Genomic DNA, 1088 nt, shown 5'->3' on the forward strand with positions numbered 1-1088 from the left:
GCCGAACCCGCTGACGGATCTCGGCCGCCTCGGCGGCCTCGGCGGCCGCCCCGGCGCGCGTCAGCACGATCGCGGTCTGGAACGGGCCCTGCAGGGCGTGGTTGCGGATGTCGCCGATGAACAACGCCCCGCCGGGGGCCAGCAGCTCCATCGCGGTGTCGATCACCTCGGCCAGGTAGCCCGCATTGGGGAAGTACTGGACCACCGAGTTTATGACGATGGTGTCGAAGTGGTTGCGCGGCAACCCATCCGCGACGTGGGCGGCCCGGGTCAGCAGCTCGACGCGGTCGCGCCAGGGCAGCTGCAACCGCTCGAGCGAGCGGGCCAGGTTTTCGATCGCCACCGGCGAGAAGTCGGTCGCGAAATACTGGTCGGACTGCGGGGCGATCTGCGACAGCAGCAGGCCCGACCCCGCGCCGATCTCCAGCACGCGCCGCGGCCGCAGCGCCATGATTCGCTCCACCGTGGCGGCCTGCCACTCGATCATCTCCTCGAGCGGGATCGGGTCTCCGGTGTAGCTGCTGTTCCAGCCGCGGAAGTCCATCCCGAACCGGGTGTCGAGCTCGGCGCCGTACAGGTCGTCGTAGAGGTGCTGCCACTCCTCGACGTTGTCGGCGTCGTGGTCGGCGCTGGTGTTGTGGTCGAGGGTGACGTAGGCGACCAGCGCAGCGCCGGTCCCGCCGTCGTGCACGGTGACGGCGGCCTGGGTGACGTGCGGGCAGGCCAGCAGGGTGTTCTCGATCTCGCCCAATTCGATGCGCTGCCCGCGCAGTTTGATCTGGCCGTCGGCGCGGCCGACGAAGTCCAGTTCCCCGTCGCGGGTCCAACGCACCAGGTCGCCGGTGCGGTACATGCGCTCGCCGGGTTCGCCGAAGGGGTTGGCGACGAACCGTTCCGCGGTCAGGTCCACGCGGCCCATGTAGCCGTGGGCCAGCGCGGGCCCGCTCAGGTAGAGCTCGCCCACCACCCCGACCGGCGCCGGTTTCAGCCAGCCGTCGAGCACCACCGCGCGCACGCCCGGGATGGGGACGCCGATGCGGACGGGCCGATCCGGCGAGAGCGGCGCACTGGAGGTGACCCAGACGGTG

The 1088-nt window shown here is 71.0% G+C and carries 1 protein-coding gene; it reads right to left on the bottom strand.

Going from position 1 to position 1088, the window contains the following annotated elements:
* The coding region (locus A9X05_RS22715) for a methyltransferase (RefSeq protein ID WP_156736920.1) at positions 1-1088 on the bottom strand (1088 nt) is incomplete at both ends.

Origin of the sequence: Mycobacterium sp. E3298 (assembly GCF_001666895.1) — a bacterium.
In the GTDB taxonomy this organism is placed as follows: domain Bacteria; phylum Actinomycetota; class Actinomycetes; order Mycobacteriales; family Mycobacteriaceae; genus Mycobacterium.